Annotated in this window: 8 protein-coding genes; 5 read left to right on the top strand and 3 right to left on the bottom strand. The window is 67.9% G+C overall.

Translation table 11 applies throughout. The annotated features are described in order from the left end of the window. Positions 1 to 89: 89 nt before the first annotated feature. Complete coding sequence (locus ACFXN1_RS24010) at positions 90 to 362, bottom strand: hypothetical protein (protein ID WP_379393796.1); 273 nt, start codon at positions 360 to 362, stop codon at positions 90 to 92. A gap of 22 nt (positions 363 to 384) precedes the next feature. Here ACFXN1_RS24010 and ACFXN1_RS24005 point away from each other — a divergent pair, with 22 nt between their 5' ends. The 4 genes from ACFXN1_RS24005 to ACFXN1_RS23990 all read left to right on the top strand — a co-directional run bounded on the left by ACFXN1_RS24005 (position 385) and on the right by ACFXN1_RS23990 (position 4,094). Next, positions 385 to 771: a DUF488 domain-containing protein gene (locus ACFXN1_RS24005; RefSeq protein ID WP_379445806.1), complete on the top strand. Its 387-nt coding sequence runs from the start codon at positions 385 to 387 to the stop codon at positions 769 to 771. 288 nt (positions 772 to 1,059) lie between these two features. Beyond that, the gene (locus ACFXN1_RS24000; protein WP_354834070.1) at positions 1,060 to 2,403 is read left to right on the top strand and encodes a PhoH family protein; all 1,344 of its coding nucleotides are present in this window, start codon (positions 1,060 to 1,062) and stop codon (positions 2,401 to 2,403) included. 194 nt (positions 2,404 to 2,597) lie between these two features. After that, positions 2,598 to 3,122 (top strand): LGFP repeat-containing protein, encoded by a 525-nt coding sequence (locus ACFXN1_RS23995; protein ID WP_379445805.1) that lies wholly within the window; start codon positions 2,598 to 2,600, stop codon positions 3,120 to 3,122. Positions 3,123 to 3,236: 114 nt separating this feature from the next. Beyond that, complete coding sequence (locus ACFXN1_RS23990; protein ID WP_379445804.1) at positions 3,237 to 4,094, top strand: acyl-ACP desaturase; 858 nt, start codon at positions 3,237 to 3,239, stop codon at positions 4,092 to 4,094. A gap of 108 nt (positions 4,095 to 4,202) precedes the next feature. Here ACFXN1_RS23990 and ACFXN1_RS23985 read toward each other — a convergent pair whose 3' ends face one another. Further along, entirely contained in the window at positions 4,203 to 4,625 is a 423-nt protein-coding gene (locus ACFXN1_RS23985; RefSeq protein ID WP_354833445.1) for a limonene-1,2-epoxide hydrolase family protein, read from the bottom strand. Between the two features lie 49 nt (positions 4,626 to 4,674). Further along, complete coding sequence (locus ACFXN1_RS23980; RefSeq protein ID WP_379445802.1) at positions 4,675 to 5,427, bottom strand: TetR/AcrR family transcriptional regulator; 753 nt, start codon at positions 5,425 to 5,427, stop codon at positions 4,675 to 4,677. A 105-nt stretch (positions 5,428 to 5,532) separates the two neighbouring features. Here ACFXN1_RS23980 and ACFXN1_RS23975 point away from each other — a divergent pair, with 105 nt between their 5' ends. Continuing rightward, positions 5,533 to 6,717 (top strand): FAD-dependent monooxygenase, encoded by a 1,185-nt coding sequence (locus ACFXN1_RS23975; RefSeq protein ID WP_379445801.1) that lies wholly within the window; start codon positions 5,533 to 5,535, stop codon positions 6,715 to 6,717. The last annotated feature ends 64 nt before the right edge of the window (positions 6,718 to 6,781 follow it).

Below are 6,781 nucleotides of genomic sequence, written 5' to 3'. Positions count from 1 at the left end.
AGTAATGAGGTGGGTGTTTTTTTGTGTCTGTCCTTTTTTTTTTCCTGCCCTGCCGCGCCCCCCCCCCCCCCCCCACGACGGCTCCTGATTCAGGCGTGCTTGCTCAGGTAGTCCAGGTATATCGGGCGCAGCGCCTCGCCGACCCTGCCCTCGCCGGCGTGGAAGTAGTCGTCGAGCAGGGCGACGGTGTTCCAGATGTCGACCTCGCCCTCGCCCTGATTGCCGGCCGCGACCTCGGCGCCGGGAATCGCCTTGAGCAGTTGCCACAGGAACTTGATGTCGCCGCGCCGGGCTGCCAGCTTCACGGCACGGTCGTGCAATTCCTTGGTGGGCAGCGTTGCCAGATCCGCAGTTTCGGCCATGCCCTCGACTGTAATGGAGGACATGACACAGCAACCCAGGTACCGGGTCAAGCGCGTGTACGACGATCCCGATGCGGCCGACGGCCGCCGGGTGCTGGTGGACCGGCTCTGGCCGCGCGGCATCAGCAAACAGCAAGCGGCCATAGACGAATGGGCCAAGGACGTGACGCCGTCGAACGAGCTGCGGAGGTGGTATCACGCCGCGCCGGAGACACGCCGTGACGAGTTCGAGCGCCGGTATCGAATCGAGCTCGCCGCGGACGCGGCGCAGGAGGGGCTGGCGCGCCTGCGGTCGGAGGCCGCATCCGCCCCGTTGACGCTGGTCACGGCCACCAAAGAGCCGGAGCACAGCCATGTTCCCGTGCTGCTGAGTGAATTGGGCGAAACACACAGAGCGGACTCGCGTTAACGCGATCTTCACCAATGCGCCCCGCAGTCCGGAAGCCGGATCGCGATTTCGGCGGTAGCGTCGGGAGTGCGAGCCGCGTAGGTGTGGCTCGTACGGGAGGTCCTGATCGTGACTGAGCAACTCAGTGCGAGGGGGCCGGCACCCGGCCCTCGGGTCGTACGACCCCAAGGCTGACCGGCCCAGCGAGAACGCTCGCGCGGTGTCGCGCGAGTGGCAAAGGAGCCCACCGTGACTGATGCACGCTCCGTCAACGCTCCCAGCAGGGACGCCGGCTCTGACCAGAGCCCGCTGACCACGACACGGGGAGTTCGCGCCTCGCAGTCGGCCGATTCCGGACCGGCGAAAACATTCGTAGTCGACACGTCGGTGTTGCTGTCCGACCCCTGGGCACTGACCCGCTTCGGCGAGCACCATGTGGTGCTGCCGCTGGTGGTGATCAGTGAACTCGAGGCCAAACGCCATCACCACGAACTCGGCTGGTTCGCTCGCGAGGCACTGCGCATGCTGGACGACATGCGTCTGGCACACGGTCGGCTCGATCAGCGGGTGTCGGTCGGCACCCAGGGCGGGACACTCCAGGTGGAGTTGAACCACACCGACCCAACCGTATTGCCCGTCGGATTCCGCACGGACACCAACGATTCCCGCATCCTGGCCTGCGCGCTCAACCTGGCCGCCGAGGGACAGCGAGTCGTGCTGGTGTCCAAGGACATTCCGCTGCGCGTCAAGGCCGGCGCGGTCGGCCTGCGGGCCGACGAGTACCACGCGCAGGACGTCGTCACCTCCGGCTGGACCGGCATGGTGGAACTGGAGGTCGCCACCGGCACCGTCGACAAGCTCTACTCCGACAGCGTCATCGACCTCGACGAGGCTCGGGACATGCCCTGCCACACCGGAATTCGGATGCTCAGCCCGCGCGGCAGCGCGCTGGCGCGGGTGACGCCGGACAAGCGGGTGCAACTGGTGCGGGGTGATCGCGAGGCCTTCGGGCTGCACGGGCGCTCGGCCGAACAGCGCATCGCGCTGGATCTGCTGCTCGACGAGAGCGTCGGCATCGTCTCGCTCGGCGGGCGGGCCGGCACCGGCAAATCCGCGCTGGCGCTGACCGCCGGGCTCGAAGCGGTGCTGGAGCGCCGCTCGCATCGGAAGGTGGTGGTGTTCCGGCCGCTCTACGCGGTGGGTGGACAGGAGCTCGGCTATCTGCCGGGCTCCGAGAGCGAGAAGATGGGGCCGTGGGCGCAGGCCGTCTTCGACACCCTCGACGGGCTGGCCAGCCCGGAGGTGATGGAGGAGGTGCAGGCGCGCGGCATGCTGGAGGTGCTGCCGCTCACCCACATTCGCGGGCGCTCGCTGCACGACTCCTTCGTGATCGTGGACGAGGCGCAGTCGCTGGAACGCAATGTGCTGCTCACGGTGCTGAGCCGATTGGGCAGCGGGTCGCGGGTGGTGCTCACCCACGACGTCGCACAGCGCGACAACCTGCGCGTGGGCCGGCACGACGGCGTGGCCGCCGTGATCGAAAAGCTCAAGGGGCACCCGTTGTTCGCGCACGTCACCCTGACCCGTAGTGAGCGGTCGCCGATCGCGGCGCTGGTCACCGAGATGCTGGAGGAGTTCGGGCCCAATTCCTGACGCCCGGTAGCTAGGACCTGCCCGGTCGGAGAGCGACGCGCCTCCGGCCGGGCAATTCTTTGGCAAGTGGTTGAACTCACATGTGGTGGGGTATGTTTCGCTGTAATTCCAGCTCGGATACCCCTTCGGTGAGTGCTGTCCGATTCGCCGGATCGTAACCGAGTTGTCGGCCAGGATTCGCGGGAGGATGGAAAATGCACCACTTCGCACGACGCACGGCTGGCACCATCGCGGTGCTTGCGGTCGTCACCGCGCTCGGCGCGGGCTTTAGCAAGGACGACAACAAGAACTCCGCGTCGTCCACGACCTCGACCACCTCCGCGGCCGCACCGGCCGGCGACGACACCCACGCCGCCGAAACCAAGATGGCCACCCGCGAGGGCGCCGGGATCGCCGTCGCCGGAGACATTCTCGAGAAGTACAACCAGATGGGCGGCGCCACCGGTGCTCTCGGTATGCCCACCGGCCCCGCCGCGGACGCGCCCGACGGCGGCATGGTGCAGGAATTCGACGGCGGTGCAATCTACTCCAGCCCGGCCGACGGCACCCACGTGGTGTGGGGCGAGATCCGCAAGGCGTGGGACGACCAGGGCGGCGCCGGCGGCACGCTCGGCTACCCGACCAGCGACGAATACGACATCACCGGCGGCAAGCAGAGCGATTTCGGCGGCGGCTCCATCACCTGGGTCGACAACGAGACCACGGTCACCGAGAAGTAGCCCGGCCGGTCCGGGCCGCTCGGTGACGGCATCCCGGACCTGGCTGCGGCCATAGCGGATTCGAATACCGCGCGAAGGCCCCCATGTTTGCCCCGATGCCGCTAGGTTGTTCGCGTGCAGAACGTTTTGTCCGATCGGGAACTGCTGGAATCACTCGCGGCGGAGGTGGAGACCAACCTCGAGCGGCACATCGCCGCCGCCCCCGAGTGGCAGCCCCACGACTACGTGCCGTGGGACGACGGCCGCAATTTCCAGTTCCTCGGCGGAACCGATTGGGAACCGGCGCAATCCGACCTCAGTGAGGTCGCCAAGACCGCGCTCACGGTGAGCGTGCTGATCGCCGACAACCTGCCCGCCTACCACCGCGAGGTCGGCAAGTACCTGCGCAGCGGACCGTGGTGGCGCTGGGTCGGCCGCTGGACCGCGGAGGAGAACCGGCACGAGATCCTCATCCGCAACTACCTGATGGTCACCCGCGCCATCGACCCGGTCGCGCTGGAGCGGATGCGCATGGCGCACATGACCACCGGCTTCCGCCGCCCCGCCATGCACCTGGCCGACGTGCTCGCCGCCTGGGCCCTGGAAGAGACCGCGGCCGCCGTCCGGCATCGCACCACCGCGCGCCTGGCCGACAATGTCATGGTCGCGACCATCGCCGACCGGCTGGCCGCCGACGACGAACTGCAGGCCGTCTTCTTCGCCAACCTGGTCGGCGCGGCCCTCGACCTGGCCCCCGACCAGACCGTGCGCGCCATCGCCGACCGCATCGCCGACTTCCACGCCCCGGTGGTGCAGCTCTCCGACGGCAGCACCAGCGACGAGGTCCTCGCCGAGGCCGGCATCTACGACCGTGCGAACGAAGCCGAACTGGTCTTCGCGCCCCTGCTCGAGCAGTGGAAGATCTTCAGCCGCACCGACTTCGGTGAGAAAGGCGAGAAGGCGCGCGCCGAACTGGCCCACCTGCGCCCCTGAGCATGCCCCTGCCCCGCAGACCCTGATCCCGTGCCCTGTGCGCGGTTCGATGCCGACGCCCGCCGCGAAAACGTGGCGGGCGTCGTGCTTTCCGCCGGAGGAGCCGGCTCAGCGGGGAAGGAGTGCGCGCACGACGCCGGTGACCGTGCCGCGCAGGAAGTTCTCCCAGCTGAAGTGGTCGTGCCACAGCGTGATGCGGCCGTCACGGAACTCGAAGGTGCCGCAGACCCAGAACGAGATCTCGACCGGGCCCATGCGCAGGTAGTCGGTGCGTTCGGTGAGCACCGTGCCGTCCTCGGTGGCGGCGATGTGGTGCATGTCGGCGCGGAAGCCGTAGCGGGGACTGTTGAGCAGATTCAGGACCCAGCGCACGCGGTCCACGCCGCGGATGTCGGGGAGCGAGGTGTTCTTCCAGACGATGCCGGGATCGACCAGCTCCAGGGCTTCGCCGACGATCTTCATTTCCATTGCCGCGAAGAATTCGCGCACCGTGGTGACCGGATCCTGCTTCAGCTCGGGTAGCTCTGACATGAGCCGAGCGTAGGCCGAAACCGGGCAGTGGCACAGATATCCGCGGCAACTACCGCTGTGTCCGTTGGTGGCGGCCACGCCGGGTCTCGATGAGCACGGCCAGGCCGTCCAGGATGCGGTCGATGCCGAAGGCGAGGGCATTGTCGCGGCCGGTCTCGGCCGCGCTGCCGGACATGGTCTCGGCGAAGGCGGCCGCGGCGTGCGGAAAGCGCTGTGCCTGCGCAGACAACACCTCGCCGAGCTCCCGGGCCAGTTCGCCCTCCAGATCCTCACCCGCCGTCGCGGTCTGCTGGGCGATGCCGCGGGCGTGACCCAGCAGCAGCACGACGGTGTCGAAACACTCGGCCGCGGTCAGACCGGTGCCGTTCAGCGCGCCGACGGCCGAATCGAGCCAGGCCAGCTCATTCGGGCCCATCGGGCGGATGCCGGTGGACGCGTCGTTCGCCCAGGGGTGTGCGACGGCGCGGGTGAAGAAGGTCTCGGTCCACGGGCGTAGATAGGCGCGCCAGGGTTCCGGATCGGAATCCGAAGGGGCGGTGGTGTTTTCCGGTGGCACGCCGAGGATGGTGTCCACCATGAGCGCGATGAGCTCGGTCTTGCCGGGGAGGTAGCGGTACAGCGCCATCTTGGCGCAGCCGAGGCGTTCGGCCAGTCGCGCCATGGACAGGTTGGCCAGCCCTTCGGCGTCGGCGAGATCGATGGCCTCGGCGACGATGCGCTCCAGCGTGAGGGACGGCTTGGGCCCGCGCCGAGGGCGGTCGGGGGAGCCCCAGAGCAGTTCGAGGGTGGTCGGTGCCGGCATGGTCGCCATCCTTCCGGATTCCAGGCTTGACGTGAAACTGCGTCCATCGTACGCTTTTGACATCAACAGCGTCCATGGGACGCAGTTATCGAAGGAGTCACCGCCATGCGCAACACCACCGTCCTCATCTCCGGAGCCAGCGTCGCCGGTCCCGCCCTCGCCTACTGGCTGCACCGCTACGGCTTCCGGGTGACCGTGGTCGAGAAGGCGCCCGCGCTGCGCGCCGGCGGCCAGGCCATCGACTTCACCGGCGAGACCCACATGACCGTGCTCGAGCGCATGGGCGTGCTCGACGACATCGAGCGGCGGCAGACCGGCAAGACCGACTGGGTGCTGGTCGACGAGAGCGGCGTCGAGCAGGCCGTGATGGCCGGGGAGTTCCTCGGTGGCGATATCGAGATCCTGCGCGGCGACCTCGCCCAGATCCTCTACGGCCGGACCGCGGGGGAGTGCGAATACCTCTTCGGCGACACCGTCACCGCGCTGCGGGAGACCGGCGACGGGGTATACGTCGAATTCGAGAACGCGCCCGCGCGGTTCTTCGATCTGGTCTTCGGGTGCGACGGCATCCATTCACGGGTGCGGAAACTGGCCTTCGGCCCGGAGGCGGACTTCGTCACGCACGACGGCTACTACTACGCCATCGCGGGAGCCTCGGTCTGGGAGGACATGCCGGAAGGGAATCGGCCCCGCGCCAGGTCCCTCGGCTGCAATACCCCCGGCCGGCTCGCCATGACGGGCGGTAACAAGGCCGCTCAGATGTACCTGTTCGCCTCGCCCGAAATCGATTACTCGCGTGACGATTTCGATCAGCAGCGCCGTATCGTCGCCGAGCGCTTCGCCGGAATGGGCTGGGAGGTGCCGCGCATGCTGGCCGAACTTCCGGTCCTGGACGGTTTCTACCTGGACGCCATCGCCAGGGTGTCGATGAAGCACTTCACGTCGGGGCGAGTGGCGCTGGTCGGCGATTCCGCGCACGGCCACACGCTGAACGGATTCGGCACCGGTTCGGCGATTGTCGGGGCTTATGTGCTGGCCGGTGAATTGGCCGCGGCCGACGGCGATCACACCGTGGCATTCGCTCGCTACGAGGAAATCATGAAGCGTCTGCTGCGCAAGGCCGACGATGCCAGCCCCGGCCGATTCCTGGCGCCCCGCACCGCACGTGGTCTGCGCCTTCGTAATTGGTTCGTGCGTTCGCGCGGCTTCAAGATGATGGCGAAGTACGCCGAGAACGCCAAGAACGACATCGATCTGAAGAACTACCCGGACATGGTCGGGGCCGCTTGAATCCCTGGCGCGGGGGGGGGGGGGGAGAAGGTCAAACCCGCCCAAACAAGAGCCGAAGAAGAGG

The organism is Nocardia sp. NPDC059154 (genome assembly GCF_042755705.1).
In the GTDB taxonomy this organism is placed as follows: Bacteria; Actinomycetota; Actinomycetes; order Mycobacteriales; family Mycobacteriaceae; genus Nocardia.
Note: the sequence above shows the minus strand (reverse complement) of the source record. Positions and strands in the feature narration are given on the sequence as shown.